The sequence below is a fragment of the Frankia sp. Allo2 genome, from assembly GCF_000733325.1.
Classification (GTDB): domain Bacteria; phylum Actinomycetota; class Actinomycetes; order Frankiales; family Frankiaceae; genus Frankia; species Frankia casuarinae.
In genome coordinates, this window is sequence record NZ_JPHT01000012.1 from 72045 (window position 1) to 97136 (window position 25092).

Consider the following 25092-nt stretch of genomic DNA (forward strand, 5'->3'; position numbering starts at 1 on the left):
CCAGGGCTTCCGAGGTATGACCACCGTTGGCGCATCCCACTCCCACNCCGGCCGCTCCCCCGCCGGGGCGTCCCCCGCCGGGGCTCTCCCGACCGCCGGGACGAGCTGGCCGGAGCTGATAGGAGCATTGCTAGCGGGCGAGTCCCTGGACTCCGCGCGCACCGCCTGGGCGATGCAGCAGATCATGGCGGGGGTCGCCTCGCCCGCGCAGGTGGCCGGGTTCGCGGTGGCGCTGCGGTCCAAAGGGGAGACGCCGGAGGAGATCGCCGGCCTGGTAGAGGCCATGCTGGCCAGTGCCACGCCCCTGAGCCTGTCCGAGCGGGTACGGGCCCGCGCCGTGGACACCTGCGGGACCGGTGGCGACCGTTCCCACACCGTGAACCTGTCGACGATGGCCGCGCTGGTCGTTGCCGGCGCGGGTGTGCCGGTGGTCAAGCACGGAAACCGGGCCGCGTCGTCATCCTGCGGCTCGGCGGACCTGCTCGCGGAGCTCGGTGTCGTGGTCGACCTGTCGCCGTCCGGCGTCGAGGCGTGCCTGGCTACGGCCGGCATCGCCTTCTGCTTCGCCCAGGTCTTCCACCCGGCGATGCGGCACGTCGGCGGGGTCCGGCGCGAGATCGGCGTGCCCACCGCGTTCAACATCCTCGGGCCGCTGAGCAACCCGGCCCGCCCCGGCGCGCAGGCAATCGGCGTCGCCGACGCGCGGCTCGCTCCCGTCGTCGCCGGGGTGCTGGCGGACCGGGGCACCCGGGCGCTGGTGTTCCGCGGCGACGACGGGCTCGACGAGCTCACCCCGGTGACGACGTCCGCCGTGTGGGTCGTCGCGGCCGGCGCCGGACAGCCGCGCCGCGAGCGGTTCGACCCCCGCGACGTCGGCATCCACGTCGCGGACCACGCCGCGCTGCGCGGCGCGGACGCCCGTTACAACGCCGCCGTCACCCGGTCGGTGCTCGCCGGTGAGCCCGGACCCGTCCGCGACGCGGTCCTGCTCGCCGCCGCCACCGCCCTGGTCGCCGCGGCCGGCCCCTCCGATGCCCCCGTCACCGAGCAGATCGCCGCCGCCCTGCCCCGGGCGGCCGAGGCGGTGGACTCCGGTGCCGCCCGGGCCGTCCTGGAGCGCTGGGTGACCGCGAGCCAGAGCGCCGCAGCGGTTGACGCGGCGGCGGCCACGGCTCTCTGATCCCGCCCGGGTCGGGGCCCCCGAGGGAAGGGCGACCCCGACCCGGGCGGGATCAGTCCTCGGGCACCGGCGGGTGCCAGAAGTTCTCGAAGACCAGGCAAGTCACGAACACCACGACCAGAAGCGCACCGAGAATGATCATCCAGACGCCGAAGACGAGGCCCATCGCCGCCGTCACCGAGCTGGCCCCGATGAAGAACGGATAGTAGCTGCCCGGGGTGAAGTGCCCGAGCTCCCCAGCCCCGTCGGCGACCTCCGCATCCGGCAGGTCCTGCGGGCGCATCCCGATCCGCCGGCCGGTGAAGATCAAGTATCCGCCGACGAGCAGGCCGAGCCCCGTGGTGAGGGTCAGCGCGGCCGTGCCGGTCGGGTCCTTCGACCAGAACCAGTACACCAGCGCGGCGGCCCCGGCGAAAACTCCGAAGAAGTTGAAGATGATGCCTTCCACCTTCATGCCATGGCCGCCTTAACTGATCTCGGGAGTCGCGTGGTAGTCGATCCGGCCGATCGTGGCCGGATAGTGCAGGTCGAACGCCGGGCGTTCGGAGCGGATGCGCGGCAGCGTCCGGAAGTTGTGCCGCGGCGGGGGGCAGGAGGTCGCCCATTCCAGCGAGTTCCCGTAGCCCCAGGGGTCGTCGACGACGGCGAGTGGGCCCTTGCGGTAGGAGTGCCAGAGGTTGTAGATGAACGGCAGCGTCGAGAGGGCGAGCAGGAACGAACCCGCGGACGAGATCGTGTTCAGCGTGGTGAACCCGTCGTTCGGTCCGTAGTCGGCGTACCGGCGGGGCATACCCTGCACGCCGAGCCAGTGCTGCACCAGAAANGTCGTGTGGAAGCCGAGGAAGACCGTCCAGAAGTGGATCTTCCCGAGCCGGTCGTTCATCAGCCGGCCCGTGACCTTCGGGAACCAGAAGTAGGTGCCNNCGTAGGCGGCGAACACCACGGTCCCGAAGANGACGTAGTGGAAGTGGGCGACGACGAAGTAGCTGTCGCTGACGTGGAAGTCGATCGGCGGGCTGGCCAGCAGTACCCCGGTCAGACCACCGAACAGGAAGGTCACCAGGAAACCGANNNNGAACAGCATCGGCGTCTCGAAGGTGAGCTGCCCGCGCCACATCGTGCCGATCCAGTTGAAGAACTTNATCCCGGTCGGNACCGCGATGAGGAACGACANNANNGCGAAGAAGGGCAGNAGCACCGCGCCGGTGACGAACATGTGGTGCGCCCACACCNCGACGGACAGGGCTNCGATGCCGATGGTGGCGAAGACCAGACCCTTGTAGCCGAACAGCGGCTTGCGGGAGAAGACCGGCAGGATCTCGCTGANGANGCCGAAGAACGGCAGGGCGAGGATGTAGACCTCGGGGTGGCCGAAGNACCAGAACAGGTGCTGCCAGAGCAGCGCGCCGCCGTTGGCGGCGTCGAACACGTGCGCGCCGAAGCGCCGGTCGGCCTCCAGGGCGAGCAGCGCCGCGGCGAGCACGGGGAAGGCNANCAGCACGAGGATCGAGGTCNCCAGGAAGNTCCAGCAGAAGATCGGCAGCCGGAACATCGTCATGCCCGGGGCCCGCATCGTCAGGATCGTCGTGATCATGTTGACGGCGCCGAGGATGGTACCNANACCGGANACCGNNAGNCCCACGATCCACAGGTCCGACCCGGCCCCCGGCGAGTACACCTNGNTNTTCAGCGGCGAGTAGGCGAACCAGCCGAAGGACGCGGCGCCGTTCGGGGTCAGGAACCCNANGATCACCGTCAGGCTGCCGAACAGGAAGAACCAGTAGGACAGCGCGTTCAGCCGCGGGAACGCCACGTCCGGCGCGCCGATCTGCAGCGGCACGAGGAAGTTCGCGAACGCGAACGCNANCGGGGTCGCGAACATGAGCAGCATCAGCGTGCCGTGCATCGTGAAAAACTGGTTGTACTGCTCGTTGGAGAAGTACTGCAGCCCCGGGCGGGCGAGTTCCGCCCGCATCATGATGGCCAGGACACCGGCGAAGAGGAAGAACCCGAACGACGTGACGNNGTACANGANGGCGATGTCCTTGTGGGACGTCGTCCGCAGATAGCCGAGCAGGTTCGTCCGCCGGGGGATGTGGGAGTCCGGGGAGTCGGCGTGGCCGACACCCGCTTCTTGTACGAGGGTCACTGTCCACTCCCGGTGGTTGCGGTGGTGGCGGCGGTCCCGGTCGTTGACACGGCCGGCGCCGCCGAGATCGCCACGTTCTCCCGGTCCGCGATGAACGTGTCGTACTCGGCCTGCGGCACGACCTTCACGTAGAAGTTCATCCGGTCGTGGTCCGTCCCGCACAGTTCGGCGCATCGACCGATGAAGGTGCCGGTCTTCGTGATGGTCAGTTCAAACTGGTTCACCCGGCCGGGGATGACGTCCCGTTTGAACAGGAACTCCGGCACCCAGAACGAGTGGATGACGTCCGGCGAGCTCTCCACGAAACGGATCGAGCGGTTCTGCGGCAGCACGAGCACCGCCGGTTCACCGGGGCGACCGGTGACCTCGATCGGGTTGGCACCCTGCCGGCCGGATCCGGTGTCGAGGTACTTGAACTGCCAGTTCCATCGGAAGGCGATCACGTCAACGGTGACGTCTGGCTTCGGCGAGAGCTTGGTGACCTCGCTCTCGTCCCGGGCCGTGTAGAAGAACAGCCCGGCCACGATCACCACCGGCACGACGGTGTAGAGAACCTCGACTGGCAGGTTGTAGCGCACCTGGCGGGGAAGCACGTCGCTGCGTTTCCGGAAGGCGATGATCGCGTAAAAGATCATTCCCCAGACGAGCACACCGACGGCGAGCGCGGCGATCGCCGAACCCTGCCAGATGTTGAGAAGGCGCGGCGTCTGGTTCGTCACGCCCCTGGGATAGCCGAATGTAGGCCTGTCGCAGGCGGTCGCCATGATCCCCACGACAGCGAGCACGGCACCGAGACGCAGGACACGCCGAAGCGGCCGGATGTGCCGCGTCCCGTGCACGCCGACCGCGGACACCGCAGCTGCGCGTGTGTCGGAGTCAGCCGGTGTCGTCGGCGTGTCCTCGACATCCGCGAGCGACGGCCGGGTCCGACCGAAGGATCTCCTCACCAGGTCCTGCCTCCCACGACGAGCGGGCCGCGGCCGCGGGGCGGACAGCGTTCGTCCCCGCGCGCGAGACCCCCTGGAAACGCCATGTCGCCCCGCCGATCCAACCGGACGACATGCTGTCTTCGACACGCTGTAGATGGTGCGGCAGCAGCGTATCTCAGCAGCCGCGAACCTTCTCGCCTAAGGCCCCCGTCAGCGCCTGTGACGCACGCCCCTCCCGGCCGTTCACGGCGTACCGTTTCACAGGTGCCGGCCTATCTCGACCACGCGTCGACCACGCCGCTGCACCCTGCCGCGCGCGAGGCTCTGCTAATGGCTCTTCAGGATGGTTGGGCCGACCCGGCACGGTTGTATCGGGAGGGCCGCCGGGCGCGCATGCTGCTCGACGCGGCCCGCGAGACCGTCGCGGGCGTGCTCGGGGCCCGGCCGGACGAGATCAGTTTTCCCGCGAGCGGGTCGGCGGCGGCGCATCTGGCCCTGTTGGGCACGGCGGCGGCCCGGCGGCGTGCGGGTGACGTCGTCATGGTCAGCGCGGTCGAGCACTCCAGCGTCCTGCACGCCGCGCAGCGGCACGAACAGGCCGGTGGACGGGTCGTCAGGATTGGTGTGGATCATCTCGGCCGGGTCGACCCCGCCGACTTCACCCCCGTCGCCGGTACCGCCGTCGCCAGCCTCCAGCACGCCAACCACGAGGTCGGGACCATCCAGCCGGTCGCCGAGGTCGCCGAACGGATGCGCGCCGCCGGGGTGCCGCTGCACACCGACGCCGCCGTGACAGTCGGCCACATCCCCGTCGACCTGGCCGACCTCGGGGTGGATCTGCTCACCGCGAGTGCCCACAAGTTCGGCGGACCACCCGGGGTGGGCGTTCTCGCGGTGCGCACCGGGACCCGCTGGCGCAGTCCCGGTCCCGTTGACGAGCGGGAGGGCGGTCGGGTTGCGGGCTATCCGAACGTCCCCGCCGTCGTCGCCGCAGCCATGGCGCTGAGCGCCCGGGCGGGTGAACTCGCCGCGGAGGCGCCCCGGCTCGCCGGCTACGTGGCCGAACTGCGCCGCCGGCTGCCCGAACTCGTCAACGGCGTGGAACTACTCGGCGATCCGGACCGGGCGGCGACGGTTCCGCACATCAGCGCGTTCTCCTGCCTCTACGTCGAGGGCGAGGCGCTGCTGACCGAGCTCGACCGGACCGGAATCGCCGTGAGCTCCGGGTCGAGCTGCACATCCGACACCCTGATCCCGAGCCATGTCCTGGTCGCCATGGGCGCGTTGACGCACGGCAACCTGCGGATATCCTTTGGCCGCGAGTCGACCCAGGCCGATCTCGACGCCCTGCTGACGGCGCTGCCCGCAGCCGTACGCGCCGTGCGGGACCGGCTGGGCGCCGCCGGGCTTTGATGCCGACAATCCGATGACGGAACAGCCGCACACGGTCGACTCGCGGGGACGACGCTGCCCGTTGCCGATCATCGATCTGGCCCGCGCCTTCGGCGGGATTCCGGTGACCGGCACCATCACGCTCTGGGCCGACGACCCCGCCGCCGGCGCGGACGTCGTGGCCTGGTGCCGGCTGCGGGGTCAGGAGCTGGTGGACGTCTCCCCGCTTCCGGAAGGCGGGGAGGCGTTCGTCATCCGGCGGCTTGTATAACCCGCCGGCTCAGATTGCCGGCAGATGCTCGGCGATCTCGGCGGCGGCGTCGGAACCGTAGGCCTCGGTGAGACGCTTAAGCACCTCCGAGGGCTCCACCGTGTACTCCTGGGTGCCGATCGTCTCCAGGACCAGGGTGGCGAGCAGGGAGCCGACCTGGGCGGAGCGTTCGAGCGAGAGGTCCCAGGACCGGCCGGCGAAGAACCCGGCCCGGAAGGCGTCCCCGACTCCGGTGGGATCCGGGGTGGCGCGGGCGGGAACGACCGGGACCCGGATGGGGTCGCTCTCCGGGGCCTCGATGACCGCACCGTCCTTGCCGTGCGTGGTCACCCGGACACCGACCCTGGCCAGGATCTCCTCGTCCGACCAGCCGGTCTTGCTGGCGAGCAGCGCCTTCTCGTACTCGTTACAGAACAGGTAGGCCGCACCGACGACGAGCTCGCGGATCTGCGGGCCCTCCATGATCGCGAGCTGCTGGGAGATGTCCGCCGCGAACGGATATCCCCGCTGCCGGCACTCCTCGCTGTGGCGCAGCATCGCCCCGGGGTCGTTGGGGCTGACGATCACCATGTCCAGGCCGCCGAACCGCTCGGCGATCGGCCTCAACTCGATGTCGGCGGCCTCACTCATCGCACCCGGGTAGAAGGACGCGATCTGGTTGAGGTCCTCGTCGGTGGTGCAGACGAACCGCGCGGTGTGCGCGATCTCACTGACCCGCACGGAGGCGGTGTCCACGCCGTGCCGGTCGAGCCAGGAGCGGTAGTCGGCGAAGTCCTCGCCGACCGCGCCGACGAGGATCGGGCGCAGGCCCAGCCGGCCCAGGCCGAAGGCGATGTTGGCCGCCACTCCGCCCCGCCGGATCACGAGCTCGTCGACGAGAAAGGACAGCGAGACCCGCTCAAGCTGGTCGGCGAGCAACTGCTCGGCGAACCTTCCAGGAAAGCGCATGAGGTGGTCAGAGGCGATGGAACCAGTCACGGCGATACGCACGATCAAGGAGCTTACCGGCCTGCCCCGAAGCCCGGAACCACCGGCTCGCGCTGGTTCACACGCGTCATCACGGAGGCGTCAGAATTACGAGGCGTCAGATCGCGGTGTCCCGTGATTCCGGCGGCCCGCCGGCAAGGGAAACGATGAATACCGGCACAAGCGGATACCGACGCAGCACATGCGGGAGAGCCCGGTCCGACGAACAAGGGCCGGACCAGGCTCTCCCGGACGTACCAGTCTGATCAACCGGTCACCGAACCGCACCCGGGACTCGCGTCGAGACGCGAGCAGGAGGGACGGCCCGGTGCTCAGCGCATCAGTGGAACGAGTCGCCGCAGGCGCAGGAACCCTGGGCATTCGGGTTATCGATAGTGAAACCCTGCTTCTCGATCGTGTCGACGAAGTCGATCGTCGCCCCGCCGAGGTACGGGGCACTCATCCGGTCCACCGCCACCTTGACACCGGAGAAATCGATGACGGTGTCGCCGTCGAGGGACCGCTCGTCAAAGAACAGCTGGTAGCGCATGCCCGAGCAGCCTCCGGGCTGCACCGCGATACGCAGCTTGAGGTCATCCCGACCCTCCTGCTCGAGCAGGGTCTTCACCTTGCCTGCGGCGGTGTCGGTGAGGACGACGCTCGAGGACTGCGTCGCGGGTGCCGTGGTGTCCTGAACGGTCATAGGGACTACTCCTGCCCTTGGTGGACGTGCCTGGCAAGCCAGGCCACTAGTTCCGGTTGACTTGTACGCAGGGCGCCGCCGACCATCCGGCGCACACCCCCCGGGCACGGCACTGCCACTGTGCCGACATCCATGCCCAACACCGTCGGCCGGGATCCGCTTCCTATGGTAGCGACGTCGGCGCGGGCCAACCACGTCGAGATCCCGACCATGCCTGGAGACGGTGGTCACTCCCGTTCACGTTAGTGACCTTCGTCTGGCCGCCAGCTGACCACGAAGAGCTCGGCATACGATGGCGCCGGGAGTTAGAGTCTCATCGACCATTCGTGGACGGGTCCGGCGGGATCGTTCGGTCGGCCGCCGCGGACGACGAGGCGGCCAGGCCGAGGGCCGGTCGACCGGAGGAGCGCCATGACCACCAACCCGACCCTGCGGCGCGGCCCCATCCCTGCTCGCGACCCGGCCCTCGGCCGGGTCGGTGTGACTCCATCACCGCTGGCCCTGCTGCTACTCGGCCGCCAGGCCGACCCGGCCAGCGAGCGTGGCGTGGACTGTCCGGGTGAACTCCCCCCGGCGGCCGATCCGGCCCTCACAGCCCGCGCCGCGGCGGCGAAGCGGGCGCTGGGTGATCGGGCGTTCATCCTCGGGCACCACTACCAGCGCGACGAGGTCATCGCCTTCGCCGACGTGACCGGCGACTCGTTCAAGCTGGCCCAGCAGGCCGCCGCGCGGCCGCAGGCCGAGGCGATCGTCTTCTGCGGCGTGCACTTCATGGCGGAAAGCGCCGACATCCTCACCGGCGCGCACCAGCAGGTGATCCTGCCGGACCTCGCCGCCGGCTGCTCGATGGCGGACATGGCCACCGCCGAGCAGGTCGAGCAGGCCTGGGACGATCTGCTCGATGCGGGAGTCGCCGCCGATACCGTTCCGGTGAGCTACATGAACTCCTCGGCCGCGATCAAGGCGTTCACCGGGCGCCACGACGGGACGATCTGCACCTCGTCGAACGCCAGGCGCGCGCTGGAGTGGGCCTTCGGCGAGCGCGGGGGTGCCCGGGTGCTTTTCCTGCCGGACCAGCACCTCGGCCGCAACACCGCCATCGGTGAACTGGGGACAAGCGAGCAGGACTGCGTCGTTTACGNCCCCCGCAAGCCCTCGGGAGGACTGACCCGCCGGCAACTGCGCGCGGCGAAGATGATCCTCTGGCGGGGTCACTGCTCGGTGCACGGCCGGTTCACCCGCGACAGCGTCGACGAGGTCCGCCGCCGGATCCCCGGGGTGACGGTGCTCGCCCACCCCGAGTGCCGGCGGGAGGTCGTCACCGCGGCCGACCTCGTCGGCTCGACCGAGTACATCATCTCGGTCGTCGCTGCCGCTCCCGCCGGATCGGCGTTCGCGATCGGTACCGAGCTGAACCTGGTGCAGCGGCTGGCGACGAGGCACCCTGACAAGACCATCGTCTTCCTGGACCGTACGGTGTGTTTCTGCTCCACCATGAACCGGATCGACATGCCCCACCTCGTGTGGGCGCTGGAGTCCCTCGTACGGGGTGAGACGGTGAACCGCATCACCGTCGACCCGGACGTGGCCACCTATGCCCGGAAGGCTCTCGACCAGATGTTGGCGCTGCCCTGATGGCTCTGCTGAAACGACGCAACTCCGCCGGCCCCGATGCCGGCCCCGGCCCCGGGGACCCGATCGCCGAGCAGGTGGAGAGGGTCGAACAGGAGAAGGTCGCCGATCCGCGGCGCACGGCGGCCAAGGGCCGGCCCACGCCCCGCCGGGCGGAGGCGCGGGCCGCCCGTACGAAGCCCGGTGGTGCGCTCGGCGTCTCGGCGAACAAGCAGGAGGCGCGGGCCGCGCGACGCAGGCAGAGCCAGGAGTACCGCGCGGCGATGATGTCCGGCGACGTCAGCCGGCTGCCAGCGCGTGAACGCGCGCCCGAGCGCGTACTGACCCGCGACTTCGTGGACACGCGGATCAACGTCGGATCGTTCTTCTTGCCGATCGCCGTCGTCTACTTCGTCGGCGGACTGGTCCCGAACGCATCGATCAGGCTGGCCGCGACCCTGCTGATGCTGCTCGGGATCGTCGCGGTCGTCATCGACTCGATCCTGCTCTCCTGGCAGGTGAGCCGGCGCGTCGCGGAGAAGTACCCGGACTCCCGGGTGCGGGTGCGGGCCTACGCCGCGCAGCGCGCGCTACTGCCGCGGCGCTGGCGACTCCCCCGCCCGCGGGTCTCCCGCTCCGACCCGCGCCCCTGATCGACGGTCAGGGCCGACGGCTAAGGTCGTCACGTGAAGCATCGACGTCTTGGGCGCAGCGGCCTGTCGGTCAGTGAGATCTCCTACGGCAACTGGATCACCCATGGTGACCAGATCGAGGCGGACGCGGCGACCGCCTGTGTGCGTGCCGCCCTCGACGAGGGCATCACCACATTCGACACCGCGGACGTCTACGCCGGTACCCGCGCCGAGAGCGTCCTGGGCGAAGCGCTGCAGGGCGTGCGCCGGGAGTCCTACGAGCTGTTCACCAAGGTCTACTGGCCCACCGGCCCGGGGGAGAACGACAAGGGCCTCGGTCGCAAGCACATCATCGAGTCCGCGCACGCCTCGCTGCGCCGTCTGCGCACCGACCATCTCGACCTCTACCAGGCACACCGGTACGACCCGACGGTGCCGATCGAAGAGACCCTGCGGGCCTTCGACGACCTCGTCCGCGCCGGCAAAGTGCTCTACGTCGGCGTGTCCGAGTGGAGCGCCGCGCAGATCAGCGACGCCGTCCGGCTGGCCAGCGAGCTGGGGCTGGACCGCATCATCTCCAACCAGCCGCAGTACTCGATGCTGTGGCGGACCATCGAGGCCGACATCGTGCCCGTCAGCCGGAAGGCCGGGATCTCCCAGATCGTCTGGTCGCCGATCGCCCAAGGCGTGCTCACCGGCAAGTACCCGCCCGGTCAGCCACCGCCGGCCGGCAGCCGGGCCACCGGTGAAACCGGTTCCACCTTCATCTCCCGGCTGCTGCGCGACGACGTGCTGACCGCGGTGCAGGAGCTGCGGCCGATCGCCGCGGACGCCGGGCTGTCGATGGCGCAGCTCGCCGTCGCCTGGGTGCTGCAGAACGACAACGTCGCCTCAGCGATCATCGGCGCGTCCCGGCCGGAGCAGGTACGGGAGAACGTCAAGGCTGCCGGCGTGACGCTCGACACGGCGCTGCTTGATCGGATCGACGACGTGCTCGCCGAGGTCGTCACCCGGGCCTGACCCGGGCCTGCCTCCAGGCCTGGCCCCGGGCCCGCCGGCTACCCCGAACCGAATCAGATCAGATCAGATCAGATCAGCCAGGCTGGTCGCCAGCCGGGTCGGTTCGGCGGAAAGCGGAGGCCAGCGCCTGCCAGGTCCGGTCGAGATCGGATCCTGGCAGATAGCGGCCGTCCAGTTCGAGGATCATCGTGCCGTGCGCGGCGGCCCACAGGGCCTGCGCACGATAGGGTTCCCCGGCCGCCCGGTAGAATGGCTCCCCCGCCCAGTCCTCGACGTCGGCGCTCAGTAGCCGACGGTTCAGCGAACCGGCGGTGACCAGGCGGTAGAGGTTCGGATGGGCTTGGGCATAGCCCCGGTACGCGGCCAGCAGGGCCGGGACCACCTCCGCGGCACCGCCGCGGTCGACCACGTCGTGGAGCAGGTCCCCGATCTCCATGAGCATGGNCTCGATCAGCTTGGCCTCGAGCTGCGGCTTACCCGCGAGATGCTTGTACAGCGACGGCGCCCGGATACCGAGGAGATCACCGATCCGGCGCATCGTCAGCGCCCCCGCCCCCTCGGTCTCCAGCACCCCCCGCGCGACCGTGATGATCTCGGTGACCCGCGGCGAGACGGGGCCTAGGACCGGGCGGGGCGCGATCCTGGGCAATGGCGGCTCGCCGACCGGCCGCGCCTGCGCCACCGACCGTGCTCCCCGCACCGGCGCCGGCCCGGATTCCGCCCGCACCGGTGAGGTCGCCGCCCCCGTGTTCACGCCGGTGTGATCACGAAGACGGGGTGGCGGGGCGCGATCCGACGGATCTCCTCATCGGGCGAGTCCGGCCCGACCCCGTCGAAGAAGGCGCCGACCTCGGCCTTCCACCGCCGCAGGTAGGCCCGCAGCACGGCGACGCTCGCCGCCGGATCCAGCTCGGTCGCGGAGTAACGCGTGCGCGACCGGCCACGCAGCAGGTATAGCTCGCCTTGGGCCGCGCGCAGATTACGCACCCACTGGCCGTGCCCTCGCGCCGAGACCAGGTACTGCTGCCCGTCGAAGATGAGCAGGTTCACCGGGGTCCGGCGCGGCTCGCCGCTGATCCGGCCGCGTACCTCGAGGATCCGACTGCCCNGGAGGCTGATCCCCGCCCGGGTCAACGCCGCGACGGCGCGGTTGGCCACGTTACGGGTGAACCATCCGGGGGCGAGGTAATGCGCTTCGGCCGGAGTGGACGGGTTGTTGTGCTCGGTCAAGATCTGCACCCTCTCTGTCGAGCGGAACGGCCCGGCGCCGGCCTGAGCGATCTCGATGGTTCGGCCGGCCGGACCACACCGGACAGGCCAACGTCGTCAGCCAACGTCGTCAGCCAACGCTGCCAGCTAACATCGTTAGCCGACCTCTCGTCAAGAGGCGGTTCGGTCGGCGCGAATCGGGACCGGCACCGGTCGGGACCGGCACGGGCGGAGGCGGCTCAGGTCACCGGGCGCAGGCTCATCGGCCCGTAGACGCGACGGCCGGCATCGAGGAGCGTCACCTGCGCCACCCCCGCATCGAGCAGGTCACGCCAGGTCTCCCCGAGCCACGTCTCAGCGTCTCCCTGGCTGGTGAACGACTCAGAGGTCGAGTCCCCGCCGACCATCGTGATCGTGCCGTCATCGCCTTCGTAGCGCCAGGTCCAGGTCATGAGTGTGTCCTTCCCACCCGGGCGGCCCGCGCTGGAGCCGCCGGCCGTGATCGGCCAGTGCGCCGGCCGGTCGTCCCATCCAACCGCGTGCACCCCGCCGACGCGGGACTCCCGGCCCCACGCCAGGGCCGATGATCCATCGTGGCACTGGTCGACCGGCCCGCGGGCCCGGGTCTGGTCGGCCCGTGCTACTGGCGCGGTCGGCGATACCCGCGCCAGGATGTCGTGAACGTCGGTAACGTCAGTTCCGGTGGATGCCCGGACAGCATCGCGACCACCACGATCGCGAAGCCGGCGTCACCGGTCATCGCCGGTCGTGCGAGCCGGCGGCATGTCCGCACGGTGAGCACAGCCGCGTCGAAGGCAGGTCCGCACGACAGGCACGTCTGCGTGAGCAGTACGTCGGTACAAGGAGGAAGAACCCGCGTGGGAACGACCGTCTACAACGCAGCGGCCATCGTGGCCGAGTCCGTGGAACACGAGGACGCTCCCCTGACCTGGTGGGCCGCCGCGCTCGTCACCTTCGCGGCAATCTTCCTGCTGGCGGTGGTGCTCACCCTCATGACCCTGTGGGAGCGCAAGCGCCACCCGCACGTCTGAGGTTCCGCGGGCCACGGAGCCTGGCAGGCTTGAGAACCCGGAGAGGCGGGATCCGGGGGGATCCGGGGCGCAACGGGATCCGGGAGACGGAACACGATGAAGGTGACGCTGCTCGGCACCGGCTCGGCGGACGGCTGGCCCAACCCGTGGTGCGACTGCGCATCCTGTGCCTGGGCCAGGGAACACGAAGTACGCGGGCAGACGGCCGTTCTGATCGACGACGCCCTGCTGATCGACTGTGGTCCCGACGTGCCCCGGACCGCTGCCCGGCTCGGAGTACGCCTATCGGGGCTGCGTCATCTGCTGATCAGTCACGCCCATCCCGATCATCTGGGGCCCGAGAGCCTGATGTGGCGCTCGTGGTCGACAGCCGCGGGACGGCCCCTCGACGTGGTCGGTCCGCCGGCGGCGCTGGCGGCGTGCCGGGAGTTCCTGGCTCGCTGGGAGCGCTCCGATCCGGACCGGGACGGCTCGCCGCTGCGGCTGATCGCCGTGGTGCCCGGGGGCACGCCGACGACACCCGGACCCCTGCGCCTCGGCGCGGACGATCGGCAGGCCGCGGAGGACCGGGGATCCCCGGAGGATCAGGAGTCCCCGAGCGATCGGGGTTATCTCGTTCGACCGGTCGCCGCCCAGCACGGTGACGCGAGCATCGGGCCGGCCGTGCTCTACGACGTGACGGCGCCGGACGGTGGACGTCTGCTGTACGGCTGCGACACCGCGGCGCCGCTGCCGGCGGAGACGCTCGAGGCGGTCACCGGCCGCGCCTACGACGTCGTGCTGCTGGAGGAGAACAACGGCGACCGGCCGGGGTTCGGCGAGCACCTTGACCTCGACACCTTCGGTCAGCTCGTGGCCGAGCTGCGCCGCCGCGGCGCCGTGGTGCCGAGCACCCTGGTACTGGCCGTCCATCTGAGTCACCGCAACCCGCCCGGCGACGAACTGGCCCGCCGGCTCCACCTCGTCGGCGCGCTGGCACCGGCGGACGGGACCGTCTATGACATCGTCCCGGCCGCCCGGCGGCAGCCATCACAGCCGTCGCAGCCGTCGCAGCCACCACGGGCACCAGGGCGGTGGCAGAGTCCGGTGCTCCCGGCACCACACCGGGTCCTGATCACGGGGGGTGCTCGGTCGGGGAAGTCGGCCGAGGCCGAACGCCGGCTGCTCGCCGAACCGGAGGTGGTCTACGTCGCGACGTCGGCGCCGCCTGATCCGGCCGACGCCGAGTGGTCCGAGCGGATCGCCGCACACCGGCGGCGGCGCCCGGCCGCCTGGACGACCGTGGAGACGGTCGACCTGGTTCCCCTGTTGCGCTCTCCCGGACCACCGCTGCTCATCGACGGTCTGGGGCTGTGGGTCGGCGCCTGGCTGGACCGTCCGGACGAGTTGCGCATCCGCGCGGAGGAGCTCGTTGACGCCTGGCGGGCCACCGGCCGTCGGGTCGTCGCGGTCACGGACGAGGTCGGTTCCGGGGTCGTTCCCCCGGCCGAGGCCGGCCGCCGGTTCCGCGACGTGCTCGGCCGTCTCAACGCCGATCTCGCGGCCGAGGCCGACGAGGTGTGGCAGGTGGTCGCGGGCATCCCCCTCCGGCTGCGACCGTTCCCGCACGAGCGGTCATAGCGTCCTCACGGGACGAATCCTCCCGTGACGAAGTCGTAGCGGTAGAGCCCGGCCGAGCAGGCCACGATGAGACCGGCCGGTTCGGTCGCGGGAAGCCACCGGCAGGACCGGGCCGCGCCGTCGCTCACCCGCCAGACCCGCACGGTGCGGTCATTGCCGCCCGAGGCCAGCCACCTGCCGGCCGGGCCGGCCGGCAAGGACCAACCGTCCCGGCCGCGCCGATNGGCACAATCATGCGGTACGGGGACCACTGGGAGATACCTTCGCGGGGATGTGGTGCGTTGCCGACCGAGCGGATCAGGTAGTAAGGATCCCGTGGATCCCGATGCGTCAGGCAGCGCCGTTCCCGCCGTTCCCCCGTTGGACTCCGACGCGATGGCGGCGGCTCGCCAGCGGCAGACCGAACTGACCAAGCCACCCGGGGCGCTGGGCCGGCTCGAGGATCTGTCCATCTGGCTCGCCGGCGCACAGGCGACCTGCCCACCCCGTCCCTTCGCCCGGATCCGGGCGGTCGTGATCGCCGGCGACCACGGTGTCGCCCAGGCCGGGGTGTCCGCCTTCCCCAGCGACGTGACCGCCCAGATGGTCTCGAACTTCGCCGCGGGCGGCGCGGCGGTCAACGTGCTGGCCCGCCAGGTCGGGGCCGCCGTGCGCGTGGTGGACGTGTCCGTGGACACCGCGCGGCCCCTCACGCCGGGCGGGGTGGATGGATCGGCCGCACCGGAGCGCTATCGGGTGCGACGGTCGAGCGGACGGATCGACCGCACCGACGCGCTGTCGGTCGCGGAGGCGGACGCCGCGTTCGCCGTCGGCCGACTCATCGCGGACGAGGAGATCGACGCGGGCGCGGACCTGCTTGTTCCCGGCGAGATGGGGATCGGCAACACAACCCCCGCAGCCACCATCGTGGCGCTGCTGTGCGACCGGGAGCCGATCGAGGTAGTCGGCCGCGGGACGGGGATCGACGACCAACGTTGGATGCTCAAGACGGCCGCGATCCGGGACGCGATGCGGCGCGGCCGGCCGTTCACCGGCGACGCGCATTCGGTGCTGCGGATCGTCGGTGGAGCCGATCTGCTCGCCCTGGCCGGGCTGCTGGCGCAGTCCGCCGTGCGACGGACGCCGGTCATCCTCGACGGTGTGATCGTCTGCGCGGCGGCACTGGCCGCAGAGCGGATCGCCCCAGGAGCAAGCCAGTGGTGGGTGGCCGGCACCCGGTCCACCGAGCCCGCCCAGGGAATCGCACTGGACGCACTCGGTCTGACCCCCCTGGTCGACGCCGGCCTGCGTCTCGGGGAGGGCACCGGTGCGCTCCTCGCCGTTCCGTTCCTGCGGGCGGCCCAGGCCACGCTGGCCGAGATGGCGACGTTCGACCAGGCCGGTGTCAGCGGGAAAGCCGAGGTCGGCGGCGGCCAAGGGGACTCGGGCCCCGCGGCCGGTGCCCCGTGATGCTCGAGGCAAGAACAGCATTCACGCTGCTCACCGTCCTGCCGCTGCGGGGCCCGGAGCACACCGACCGGCGGCTCGCGGGCCGGGCGATGGCCCTGGCGCCCTTCGTCGGCCTGGCCCTGGGGCTGCTCGCCGGCAGTGCGGTGTTCGCCACCCGGATCGTCACGGCGGTTNCCNGTCAGCGCGCCCAGACCCTGCTGCCGGCCGTCGTCGGCGTCACGGTGCTCGCTCTGGTCACCCGGGGCCTGCATCTCGACGGGCTGGCCGATCTCGGGGACGGGCTCGGCGCCTGGCGAGCGCGGGGCAGGGATCGCGCCTTGGAGATCATGCGCGAGTCGACCATCGGGGCCTTCGGAGCGATCATCGTCCTGTTCGTGGTGCTGCTCCAGGTCGGGGCCCTGAGCACGACGATCTCGGCGCACCGCGGCACGCTGTCGATTCTGGTCGCCGCGATGACCAGCAGGCTCGCGGCCACCCTGGCCTGTACCGGCGCCGTCCCGCCGGCTCGGCCGGATGGCCTCGGTGCGCTGGTCGCGGGAACCGTGCGGACCCGGGACGCGGCGCTGTCCTTCCTGGCAGTCTGCGCCGTCGCGGCGCTGGCCGGACTGCTGGACTTCGACGGCGGCGGCCCCGGCCGGGCGCTGCGAGCGGTCCTCGCGGTCTGGGTCGGGACAGGCGTCTCGTTTCTGCTCCGGCGGTATCTGCTCACGCGCTTCGGCGGGATCACCGGAGACATCCTCGGCGGACTCATCGAGATCACCGCGGCGGCGACCCTGCTCGTCATGGCCATGACGATCCCGACGCCCGTCCTGCACACCCTCGGCCTGCACTGACAGCGCGGCGGACGCCGCCCGCTGGCGTCCGCCCGGCGGGCCCGCCGGACAGGCCCGTCCGGCGGCTGGGCTACTTGGGCGAGGACCTGACGAACGGCGGCCGGACAACCGTCATGGGACTCGGACGGCCCCGGACGTCGACGTTCACCGTGTCGCCCCCCTGCACGGACCGGTCCAGCAGGGCGAGCCCGATCCCCTGGCGCAGCGTCGGAGAGAACGTGCCGCTGGTGACCTCACCGACCGTGGCACCAGCCGCGGAGGCCACGGTCATGTGCGGACGGGGAATCACCCGGCCGGTGGACCGCAGCCCCCACAGCAGGCGGGAGGCGCCGGCGGACCGCTCCGCGAGCAGGGCGTCGCGTCCCCAGAAGCGATCCTTGTCCCAGCCGACGGCCCACCCGGAGCGAGCCTGGACCGGCGTGATCGACAAAGAGAGGTCCTGGCCATGCAGCGGATACCCCATCTCGGTCCGCAGCGTGTCGCGGGCACCGAGGCCGACCGGCACGACGCCGAGCGGCCCACCCGCCGCGAACAGCGCATCCCACAGCGCAGGGGTGTCGTCCCAACGGGGCAACAGCTCGTAGCCTCGCTCTCCGGTGTAGCCCGACCGGCACACGATCACCGGGTGGCCCTTCCACNCCGCGTCGACGAAACTCATATACGTCCCGCCGGTGGGCAGGCCGAGGGCGCCGAGCAGGTCGGCGCAGGCCGGTCCCTGGACCGCTACCACGCCGTACCCGGTGTGCAGGTCGGTGACGGACACGCCCGCCGGCGCCGCCGCGGCGAGGCGAGCGACGACCTGTGCGGTGTTCGCGGCGTTCGGGACGAGGAAGNCCTCCTCGTCGGAGTACAGGTAGGCGATCAGATCGTCGACGACCCCGCCGGTCTCCTCGCAGCACAAGGTGTACTGCGCCTGGCCGGGGCCGATCCGGCGCAGGTCGTTGGTCAGGCAGGCGTTGACGAAGGCGGCGGCGCCGGGGCCGGCGATCCTGGCCTTGCCGAGATGGCTGACGTCGAAGATCCCGACCGCGCCGCGGACCGCCTGGTGCTCGGCGAGCACCCCGCGGCCGGTGTACTCGATCGGCATCTCCCAGCCACCGAACCCGGCCATCTTCGCGCCCAGTTCGACGTGCCGGTCGTACAGCGGGGATCGACGCAGCTCTGGGGATCGACGCAGCTCTGCCATGGCCAGCAGCCTAGTGTCCGGCCGGCAGCGGTCGAAACGACCGCGGGCCTGGCCTCCGGCCACCCGCCGGTGGGGTCCGGCTCCCCGTCGGGAAGACCTCCCGTTCAATACGCTCACCGCATGACCACCATCGTGCCCAGTACCGCCGCTCTCGCCGATCTCGATGTGGACGCGGTGGTGATCGCCACCGCCACCGGCGACGAGGGGCTCCTCGTAGCCGGTGGCGCGGCGGACCTGGACGCCGCGCTCGGCGGCAGGCTGACGCAGGTGCTTGCCTCGCTGGGCGCGACCGGCAAGGCCGGCGAGACGGTCCGCTTCGCCACCCTCGGTACCGTGCCCTGCGCGACGGTTCTCGCGGTCGGGCTGGGCCCCCTCGCCACGTCGTCCACGCCGATGTCCTCCACGCCGATGTCGTCCACGCCGATCGGCACCGAGGCACTACGCCGGGCGGCCGGGGTCGCGGTGCGCTCCCTCGCCGGGACCGCGCGGGTGGCCGTCGCTCTGGCGGCCGCGCCGGGCGCGGTCACGTCGGAGTCGGTGCGGGCCGTGGCCGAAGGCGCGTTGCTCGGCACCTACTCCTACGACGGGCTGCGCACCACGTCGGCGAACGGCCGCCCCCGCCCCGTCGAGGAGCTGACGGTGCTCGTCGACGAGCAGAGCCTCCCGACAGCGGAAGAGGAACTGCGCCGGGCCACCGTCGTCACGGATGCGGTCACCCTGGTCCGCGATCTGGTGAACACGCCGCCGAGCCATCTGTCCCCCGCCCTGCTCGCCGACATCGCCGTCGAGCGGGCCACCGCCGCCGGCGTGACGGTCGAGGTCCTCGACGAGGTGACGCTCGCCGAGGGCGGCTTCGGAGGCCTGCTCGGTGTCGGCCAGGGATCCGCGAATCCACCGCGGCTGGTGCGGCTGGAATGGCGCGGCGGTGGATCCGAGCGGCCGGCGCTGGCGCTGGTCGGCAAGGGCATCACCTTCGATTCCGGGGGGTTGTCCCTGAAGCCGTCGACCTCCATGGAATGGATGAAGACCGACATGGCGGGCGCGGCCGCGGNGCTCGGCACCGTCATCGCCGCGGCCCGGCTCAAGCTCCCGATCACTCTCACCGGCTGGATGCCCTGCGCGGAGAACATGCCCTCGGGCGACGCGATCCGCCCCTCCGACGTTCTCACCCTGCGCGGCGGCACCCGGGTGGAGGTGCTCAACACCGACGCCGAGGGCCGGCTGGTGCTCGCCGACGCCCTCGTCCGCGCCAACGAGGAGTCACCGGACCTGATCGTGGACGTGGCCACCCTGACCGGCGCACAGATCGTCGCCCTCGGCCACCGGNCGAGCGGACTGATGGGTCGTGCGGCCGCGGTGGACGCGGTCGCGTCGGCGGCGGCCGCCGCCGACGAGAGCGTCTGGCCGATGCCCCTTCCGCCCGATCTGCGCAAGGGACTGGACTCGACGGTGGCCGACATCGCCAACGTGCCACCGGGAGGCAACCGAGACGGCGGCATGCTGGTCGCCGCGCACTTCCTCGCCTCGTTCGTCCCCGAGAAGGTGTCCTGGGCGCACATCGACATCGCCGGTCCCTCCTGGAACGGTGGAGAGCCCTACGGCCACACCCCCAAGGGAGGCACCGGCATGATCGTACGCACGCTCGTCCAGCTGGCGCAGGACCGCGCGACGACGACGGCCTCCCCCGGTTCGGCCNCCGGTTCCCCGGCTGAGTCCCCGGCCGAGGGCTGACCTGCGGGGGAAGGTAGGTACACAATGGTTGCTGGCGCCTCGCGCAATGCAGCACAGTCACGCCCATCCGAGCGGCAGTGGGCTCACGACGTGAAAGACTGGCATCCGGTTGCCGTGGCTAGGCGAGCCGTGGCCTGACGCTCCTGCTTCGGCTGCCGCGCTCAGCGGTGGGAACGCCGTCGGGGGCGGCGGCCAACCGCGTCACCGGCTTTGTCACTCGACGTAGCAGACGCTACTAGTAACGCTCTCGGCACCACCGGCAAGACCACAGGATTCAACGAGAAGGGACCCCTGGCGTGGCGAATTCAGCGGCCGGTCCCGTCGACCTGGTCATCCTCGGTGGCGGCAGCGGCGGATACGCCGCCGCGCTGCGCGCCGCGGAACTCGACCTGAGCGTCGTTCTGATCGAGAAGGACAAGCTCGGCGGCACCTGCCTGCACCGAGGTTGCATCCCGACCAAGGCGCTGCTGCATTCGGCGGAGATCGTTGACAACATCAACGAAAGCGAGGCCTTCGGGGTTCGCTCGACCCTCGACGGCATCGACATGGCCGCGGTCAACTCCTACAAGGACTCGGTCATCGCCGGGCTCTTCAAGGGGTTGACCGGCCTGATCAAGTCCCGGGGGATCGAGGTCGTCGAGGGATTCGGCCGGCTGGTCTCCCCGACCGCCGTGGCCGTCGGCGACCGGGTCATCGAGGGTCGGCACGTCCTGCTCGCGACCGGTTCCTATTCCAAGACCCTGCCCGGCCTGGACATCGACCACGACAAGGTCATCACCAGCGATGACGCCCTGACCCTCGACCATGTGCCGGCCTCCGCGGTGGTACTGGGCGCCGGGGCCATCGGATGCGAGTTCGCCTCCGTCTGGCGGTCCTACGGGGCCGAGGTGACCATCGTCGAGGCGCTGCCGCACCTCGTCCCGCTCGAGGACGAGTCCAGCTCCAAGCTGCTGGAGCGTGCCTTCCGCAAGCGCGGCATCAAGCAGCATCTCGGCGCGCGGTTCTCCGGGGTGAAGTCCACCGACCAGGGCGTGACGGTGTCCCTCGAGAACGGGACCACCATCGAGGCCGAACTGCTGCTCGTCGCGGTCGGTCGTGGACCGGTCTCGGAAGGTCTCGGCTACGAGGAGGTCGGCATCGCGACCGACCGCGGCTATGTGCTGGTCGACCGTCAGCTACGCACGAACATTCCGACCGTGTCCGCGCTGGGCGACCTGCGGCCCGGGCTCCAGCTCGCCCACGTCGGCTTCGCCGAGGGCATCTTCGTCGCCGAGCAGCTTGCCGGGCTGGGCCCGGTGCCGGTCGACTACGACAACGTTCCGCGGGTCACCTACTCCCACCCGGAGGTGGCCTCGGTCGGCCTGACCGCCGCGGTCGCCAGGGAGCGGTACGGCGAGATCAAGACGGTCACCTACAACCTGGCGGGCAACGGCAAGTCCCAGATCCTCAGGACCTCCGGTGCGGTCACTGTGATCGCGGTCCCCGATGGTCCGGTGGTGGGCGTGCACATGGTCGGCGACCGGGTCGGCGAGCTCATCGCCGAGGCTCAGCTCATCACCAACTGGGAGGCGTTCCCCGCCGAGGTCGCCCAGCTCATCCACCCGCATCCCACGCTGTCCGAGGCTCTCGGCGAGGCGCATCTGGCGCTGGCCGGCAAGCCCCTTCACGTCCACGGTTAGCGGGCACCGCCCTGGATCGTGCCTGCCCGTGCCACCCCCGCGGCCCGATCCGCCCAGGATTNAGGCCACGCCAAGCATGAGCGCCTCCGGCCGGCCGCCCGCGCGGTGCAGATGCCGGACGCGACAAAGGAGTCGTTCCAGCATGTCTGTATCTGTCACAATGCCCCGGCTCGGGGAGAGTGTCTCCGAGGGAACCGTCACGCGGTGGCTGAAGCAGGAGGGTGAACGCGTCGAGGCCGACGAGCCACTGCTCGAAGTCAGCACCGACAAGGTCGACACCGAGATCCCCGCCCCCGCCTCCGGTGTCGTCAGCTCGATCAAGGTCGCCGAGGATGAGACCGTCGAGGTCGGCGTCGAGCTCGCGGTGATCGACGACGGGTCCGCGGGTGGCGGCACCGCACCGGCGCAGGCCACGCAGGCGCCCGCCGCGCCGGAGCCGGAACCCGAACCGGCGCCGGAACCCGTGAAGCCGGCTGCCGCGGCACCGCCGCCTCCGCCCACTCCGACGCCCGCACCCGCGCCGACGCCCGCACCCGCGCCGACGCCCGCACCCGCGCCGACGCCCGCACCCGCGCCGACGCCCGCGCCGGCACCGGCGTTCGCTCGTCAGCCGGAGCTCACCCCGGTCCCGGCCCAGACCCCGGCCGCCGCCAACGGGAACGGCGGCGGCATCGGTCGCTACGTCACCCCGCTGGTGCGCAAGATGGCCGCCGAGCTCGGCGTGGACCTGGGAACCGTGGCGGGAACCGGGCCGGGTGGACGCGTCACCAAGCAGGACATCCAGGACGCCGCGCGGCCGCGGGACGCGGCTCCCGCGGCGCAGGAGACTCCCGCGACCCCCCCCACAGCCCCGACAGCCCCAGCCGTGGCGCCGACCGTGGCGCCGACCGGCGCTGCCCCCGTCCGCGGCCAGACCGAGAAGCTCTCCCGCCTGCGGGCGTTGGTCGCTCGCCGCATGGTCGAGTCGCTGCAGATCAGCGCGCAGCTCACCACCGTGGTGGAGGCCGACGTCACCCGGATCGCGCGGCTGCGGGACCGGGCGAAGAGCGGCTTCCAGGCTCGGGAGGGCATCAAGCTGTCATTCCTGCCGTTCTTCGCCTTGGCGACCTGTGCGGCGCTGCGTGAGTTCCCGCAGCTCAACTCCAGCATCGACGTCGAGGCGGGCACGGTCACCTACCACGGAGAGGAGAACCTCGGCATCGCCGTGGACTCCGAGCGTGGTCTGGTCGTGCCCGTCATCCACAACGCCGGCGATCTCAACCTCATCGGGCTGGCCCGCAAGATCGACGACCTGGCGAGCCGCACCCGGGCCAACCGAATCTCGCCCGACGAGCTCGGCGGCGGCACCTTCACCCTGACGAACACCGGCAGTCGAGGCGCCCTGTTCGACACGCCGATCATCAACCAGCCGCAGGTGGGCATCCTCGGCACCGGCATCGTGACGAAGAAGCCGGCCGTCGTCGACGATCCGGAGCTGGGCGAGATCATCGCGGTTCGTTCGACGGTGTACCTGTCCCTCACCTACGACCACCGCATCGTCGACGGTGCCGACGCGGCTCGCTTCCTGGCCTTCACCAAGCACCGGCTGGAAAACGGAGCCTTCGAAGCCGAACTCGGCCTGTAGCCCGGTCACGGCCGGCTGACCGTCCGGTCAGCCGGCCGTGACCGGGACGTTCTCCGAGACCCGCCAACCGGAGCCGGTACGGATCAGGGTGAGGTCACGCCGTTCCGGCGACTTCGCCGCCTGATGCGCCAGCACCTTCCCCCCGGCGTCGAGGAAGTCGTAGGCGTTCAGGCGTTGGGTGACCCGCAGCACGGTGCGGTCCGGTTCCTCGACCCGGACCTTGAGATCGAGGATGTCGCTGCGCAGTGCCGAGGCATGCGCCCCCCTCGCGACCACCTGCCTCATCAGCGCGATATCCGAAGCGTGCAACTCACTACCCGCGGCATCAGACTCCGTCAGGAGGCTCTCGTCAGCCCGCTCGAACGCACGGCTGCGCGCGGTGTTCAACTCGGCGAGTACCGAACGCCAGACCTGCTCGGGCGACTGATTGGCGACCGGCGACGCCGTCGGTCCCCGCCCGGCCGCGGAGGCTGCACCGGTTGGTGGCACGGACGTCCCGGCCGCGCCGGGTGCATCGTCCTTCTCCGGGCTGGCCAGCAGCAACGCGACGGCCGCCACGACCACCAGCAGGCCCAGCCCGGCGGTCACCGGGAACAGCAAGCGCTGGCGGCGGGCTCCCACCCGACGCGGTCGGCGCGCGGAGGTCGGCCGGGTGCTCCGGCCCGGGGAGCCGAGGCCCCCCGGGGGCCTCGCGGGACCCGGGGAGCCCGAGGCGGTCGTGTGCCCGCGCGGACCTCGCTGCGTCCCCTGGCCGCTTCCGGTGGATCCGCCGGAACGCGGTGACCGCGGCCCCGGAGCAGCCGCACCCGGGGTGGCCGACCCCTTGCCCCCGGAGCCCCGACCGCCACCGCGGGCGGCCTTCCGAGGGTTGGTCGTCGCACGGGTCGATCGTCGGGGCGGTGGCGGCAACGAGTCGAGCAGCTCCGCGGCGTTGACGGCCGTCGCTCCGGTGATGGCCCGGTCGGGCGGGGCCGGATCGTCGGGCGGGTCCACCCAGGGGATCGCCGGCAGGGTGTCGGTCGGCGAGGGACCGCGCCGCGCCGCGCCACCCGGCTCGCCGCCGCCCACCTCGCCGCCGCCCACCTCGCCGCCGCCCGCCAGGCGGACCGGGAGCGGAGTCGCGCTGCGGGCCAGCGACGCGGCGAGTTCCAGGGCGCTCGGTCGCCGACGCGGGTCGTCGATCATGGCGGTCGCCACCGCCACCGCCACCGCGGCCGCGTCTGGCCCGGTGGCCTCACGCATCGCCCCGAGCAGCAGAGTGGCCAGGTCATGGACGTCCGCGGACGCGGCCTCGGGTGGAATCGGATCCGGTCTGGCGGCGTCGGCCAGCGCCGCGACCCCGAGCCCGATCAGAACCGGACGACCGTTCGGCTCCAACAGGATGTCCGCACGCTCGAGCCGGCCATGCACGACGCCGACGGCGTGCGCGGCGGCCAGGGCCTGCGCGATCGGCAGACCGATCGTGACGACCTCACCGGGGTCCAGGTCCCCGCGGGCGGCGAGCAGCCGCGCGAGGCTGACACCGCCGACGACCGGCTCGGTGATCAACGCCAGGCCCTCCGCGGTCGGCAACACCGCCACGACCGGCACCAGATGGGGATGCTCCAGGTCCACGAGGGCCCGGGCCGCGATGACCGCCGCGGAACGCAGCACCGGGTCCGGCGCCAACCGCACCCGCCGCACCACGCACTCGATTCCGGACTGGTCGAACTGACCCGACCAGAGCTCTCCAGAGCCGGCGTCCCGCAGGCGGGAACGCATGCTCACCCCCGGGACCTCGGGTACGCCGCCGACGCGCCGGGCCGGCCTGTCCGCGGAATCGTCGGTGAAGGTCACAAGAAGCGACGCTAGGCTCA

The 25092-nt window shown here is 71.3% G+C and carries 24 protein-coding genes; 13 read left to right on the forward strand and 11 right to left on the reverse strand.

The window, feature by feature from the left end; all coding sequences use genetic code 11:
* Positions 1–16: 16 nt before the first annotated feature.
* Positions 17–1180, forward strand: a complete 1164-nt coding sequence (gene trpD / locus ALLO2_RS10870; RefSeq protein WP_051875072.1) for an anthranilate phosphoribosyltransferase — start codon at positions 17–19, stop codon at positions 1178–1180.
* Positions 1181–1232: 52 nt separating this feature from the next.
* On the opposite strand, the gene ALLO2_RS10875 is transcribed toward trpD, so the two are convergent.
* From ALLO2_RS10875 to coxB, 3 genes are all read right to left on the reverse strand, one after another.
* Positions 1233–1634: a cytochrome c oxidase subunit 4 gene (locus ALLO2_RS10875; RefSeq protein WP_011437500.1), complete on the reverse strand. Its 402-nt coding sequence runs from the start codon at positions 1632–1634 to the stop codon at positions 1233–1235.
* A 12-nt stretch (positions 1635–1646) separates the two neighbouring features.
* Entirely contained in the window at positions 1647–3329 is a 1683-nt protein-coding gene (gene ctaD, locus ALLO2_RS10880; protein ID WP_035731689.1) for a cytochrome c oxidase subunit I, read from the reverse strand.
* Positions 3326–4276: a cytochrome c oxidase subunit II gene (gene coxB, locus ALLO2_RS10885; protein WP_011437502.1), complete on the reverse strand. Its 951-nt coding sequence runs from the start codon at positions 4274–4276 to the stop codon at positions 3326–3328. The genes ctaD and coxB overlap by 4 nt, the downstream gene beginning before the upstream one ends.
* Before the next feature lie 246 nt (positions 4277–4522).
* Here coxB and ALLO2_RS10890 point away from each other — a divergent pair, with 246 nt between their 5' ends.
* Both ALLO2_RS10890 and ALLO2_RS10895 read left to right on the forward strand, forming a co-directional pair.
* Positions 4523–5671 carry a cysteine desulfurase family protein gene (locus tag ALLO2_RS10890; protein ID WP_035731691.1) on the forward strand — a complete coding sequence of 383 codons (1149 nt, stop codon included), beginning with the start codon at positions 4523–4525 and terminating at the stop codon, positions 5669–5671.
* A gap of 13 nt (positions 5672–5684) precedes the next feature.
* Positions 5685–5921, forward strand: a complete 237-nt coding sequence (locus tag ALLO2_RS10895; protein WP_035731696.1) for a sulfurtransferase TusA family protein — start codon at positions 5685–5687, stop codon at positions 5919–5921.
* Between the two features lie 9 nt (positions 5922–5930).
* Here ALLO2_RS10895 and ALLO2_RS10900 read toward each other — a convergent pair whose 3' ends face one another.
* Complete coding sequence (locus ALLO2_RS10900) at positions 5931–6911, reverse strand: carbohydrate kinase family protein (protein ID WP_011437505.1); 981 nt, start codon at positions 6909–6911, stop codon at positions 5931–5933.
* A 316-nt stretch (positions 6912–7227) separates the two neighbouring features.
* Entirely contained in the window at positions 7228–7590 is a 363-nt protein-coding gene (erpA, locus tag ALLO2_RS10905) for an iron-sulfur cluster insertion protein ErpA (protein WP_011437506.1), read from the reverse strand.
* Between the two features lie 411 nt (positions 7591–8001).
* On the opposite strand from erpA, the gene nadA reads away from it, so the two are divergent.
* Genes nadA through ALLO2_RS10920 form a run of 3 tightly spaced genes read left to right on the forward strand, consistent with a single transcriptional unit; the run spans position 8002 to position 10853 of the window.
* Positions 8002–9225, forward strand: coding sequence for a quinolinate synthase NadA (gene nadA, locus ALLO2_RS10910; protein WP_035731699.1), 1224 nt, complete (start codon positions 8002–8004; stop codon positions 9223–9225).
* Positions 9225–9854, forward strand: coding sequence for a DUF3043 domain-containing protein (locus ALLO2_RS10915; protein WP_011437508.1), 630 nt, complete (start codon positions 9225–9227; stop codon positions 9852–9854). The genes nadA and ALLO2_RS10915 overlap by 1 nt, the downstream gene beginning before the upstream one ends.
* Positions 9855–9887: 33 nt before the next feature.
* On the forward strand, positions 9888–10853 hold the full coding sequence (locus ALLO2_RS10920) for an aldo/keto reductase family protein (RefSeq protein WP_011437509.1): 966 nt from the start codon (positions 9888–9890) through the stop codon (positions 10851–10853).
* A 73-nt stretch (positions 10854–10926) separates the two neighbouring features.
* Here the strand turns inward: ALLO2_RS10920 and ALLO2_RS10925 are convergent, their stop codons facing one another.
* The 3 genes from ALLO2_RS10925 to ALLO2_RS10935 all read right to left on the reverse strand — a co-directional run bounded on the left by ALLO2_RS10925 (position 10927) and on the right by ALLO2_RS10935 (position 12514).
* Positions 10927–11535, reverse strand: a complete 609-nt coding sequence (locus tag ALLO2_RS10925) for a TetR/AcrR family transcriptional regulator (RefSeq protein WP_035731784.1) — start codon at positions 11533–11535, stop codon at positions 10927–10929.
* Between the two features lie 68 nt (positions 11536–11603).
* Complete coding sequence (locus ALLO2_RS10930) at positions 11604–12083, reverse strand: nitroreductase family deazaflavin-dependent oxidoreductase (protein WP_035731786.1); 480 nt, start codon at positions 12081–12083, stop codon at positions 11604–11606.
* A 218-nt stretch (positions 12084–12301) separates the two neighbouring features.
* Positions 12302–12514, reverse strand: a complete 213-nt coding sequence (locus tag ALLO2_RS10935; RefSeq protein WP_011437512.1) for a hypothetical protein — start codon at positions 12512–12514, stop codon at positions 12302–12304.
* Positions 12515–12940: 426 nt separating this feature from the next.
* On the opposite strand from ALLO2_RS10935, the gene ALLO2_RS26375 reads away from it, so the two are divergent.
* Together ALLO2_RS26375 and ALLO2_RS10945 are read left to right on the forward strand one after the other, a co-directional pair.
* A complete protein-coding gene (locus ALLO2_RS26375) occupies positions 12941–13114 on the forward strand; it encodes a hypothetical protein (protein ID WP_011437513.1) in 174 nt (57 codons plus the stop codon).
* A 96-nt stretch (positions 13115–13210) separates the two neighbouring features.
* On the forward strand, positions 13211–14734 hold the full coding sequence (locus ALLO2_RS10945; protein ID WP_011437514.1) for a bifunctional adenosylcobinamide kinase/adenosylcobinamide-phosphate guanylyltransferase: 1524 nt from the start codon (positions 13211–13213) through the stop codon (positions 14732–14734).
* Positions 14735–14739: 5 nt separating this feature from the next.
* Here the strand turns inward: ALLO2_RS10945 and ALLO2_RS10950 are convergent, their stop codons facing one another.
* The gene (locus ALLO2_RS10950; RefSeq protein WP_035731705.1) at positions 14740–14931 is read right to left on the reverse strand and encodes a hypothetical protein; all 192 of its coding nucleotides are present in this window, start codon (positions 14929–14931) and stop codon (positions 14740–14742) included.
* 118 nt (positions 14932–15049) lie between these two features.
* Here ALLO2_RS10950 and cobT point away from each other — a divergent pair, with 118 nt between their 5' ends.
* Together cobT and ALLO2_RS10960 are read left to right on the forward strand one after the other, a co-directional pair.
* Positions 15050–16183 carry a nicotinate-nucleotide--dimethylbenzimidazole phosphoribosyltransferase gene (gene cobT / locus ALLO2_RS10955; protein WP_023842026.1) on the forward strand — a complete coding sequence of 378 codons (1134 nt, stop codon included), beginning with the start codon at positions 15050–15052 and terminating at the stop codon, positions 16181–16183.
* Positions 16183–17016: an adenosylcobinamide-GDP ribazoletransferase gene (locus ALLO2_RS10960; RefSeq protein WP_035731789.1), complete on the forward strand. Its 834-nt coding sequence runs from the start codon at positions 16183–16185 to the stop codon at positions 17014–17016. The genes cobT and ALLO2_RS10960 overlap by 1 nt, the downstream gene beginning before the upstream one ends.
* A gap of 70 nt (positions 17017–17086) precedes the next feature.
* Here ALLO2_RS10960 and gcvT read toward each other — a convergent pair whose 3' ends face one another.
* On the reverse strand, positions 17087–18202 hold the full coding sequence (gene gcvT, locus ALLO2_RS10965; RefSeq protein ID WP_035731792.1) for a glycine cleavage system aminomethyltransferase GcvT: 1116 nt from the start codon (positions 18200–18202) through the stop codon (positions 17087–17089).
* A gap of 120 nt (positions 18203–18322) precedes the next feature.
* Between gcvT and ALLO2_RS10970 the strand changes: the two genes are divergently transcribed.
* From ALLO2_RS10970 to sucB, 3 genes are all read left to right on the forward strand, one after another.
* Entirely contained in the window at positions 18323–19933 is a 1611-nt protein-coding gene (locus tag ALLO2_RS10970; RefSeq protein WP_035731707.1) for a leucyl aminopeptidase, read from the forward strand.
* A gap of 296 nt (positions 19934–20229) precedes the next feature.
* On the forward strand, positions 20230–21612 hold the full coding sequence (gene lpdA, locus ALLO2_RS10975) for a dihydrolipoyl dehydrogenase (protein ID WP_011437519.1): 1383 nt from the start codon (positions 20230–20232) through the stop codon (positions 21610–21612).
* Positions 21613–21754: 142 nt separating this feature from the next.
* Positions 21755–23236 carry a 2-oxoglutarate dehydrogenase, E2 component, dihydrolipoamide succinyltransferase gene (gene sucB, locus ALLO2_RS10980; RefSeq protein ID WP_035731710.1) on the forward strand — a complete coding sequence of 494 codons (1482 nt, stop codon included), beginning with the start codon at positions 21755–21757 and terminating at the stop codon, positions 23234–23236.
* A 27-nt stretch (positions 23237–23263) separates the two neighbouring features.
* Here sucB and ALLO2_RS10985 read toward each other — a convergent pair whose 3' ends face one another.
* Entirely contained in the window at positions 23264–25072 is a 1809-nt protein-coding gene (locus ALLO2_RS10985) for a protein kinase (protein ID WP_232235027.1), read from the reverse strand.
* Between the last annotated feature and the right edge of the window lie 20 nt (positions 25073–25092).